The 518-nt window shown below is 45.0% G+C and carries 1 pseudogene; it reads right to left on the bottom strand.

Annotated features, from left to right (window positions below):
• Nucleotides 1–518, bottom strand: a pseudogene (locus ACFIL3_RS11335) (DUF4815 domain-containing protein); the annotation flags it as partial.

The following is a 518-nucleotide window of genomic DNA, read 5'->3' as shown; positions in this document are numbered from 1 at the left end:
TTTCCCGCGATCAATTGAACAGGCGCAAATAACACCGGTGAGAGTTTCTCTGTTCCTTTAAGAATAGCGCGAAGCTTTACCTTTTCACTGATATATTCGGTAAGGCTTAGCAATTGAAAGGGAAGCAGTTGATAAATTGTGCCATTGTTTCGTTCAATTTCAAAGATGACAGAACACTCACTTGAAGGCAATTCAATGGCTGCGCGGATTTGTAAATCAGAGCAGTCCACAAGATCAAAAGTGCCAAGATCAATGGTTTTTTCTGTTTGTGTGTAGCGTGCCGCCAGCACCCTAAAAGCTAAAGCCTCATCTTGATGAGCGGTCCAGCTCCTAGCATTGACAGAAGAAAAGCGTGGACCGGTCACGTAAGGGTGGCTCGAGACGTATCTCTGGTGTTCTGCATCAAAATCTCCAAGCTTTGCTAAAGAGACGGAATGATCAGCATCATCGGTTTTAATGACAAAAGCCGTTAAGCGGTCATCCATCACAAGGAGTGGTACATCATAGCGTGCCTCTGC

Origin of the sequence: Bartonella sp. CE47NXGY, assembly GCF_042195415.1 — a bacterium.
GTDB lineage: Bacteria > Pseudomonadota > Alphaproteobacteria > Rhizobiales > Rhizobiaceae > Bartonella.
This window is presented reverse-complemented; position numbering and strand designations above follow the sequence as displayed.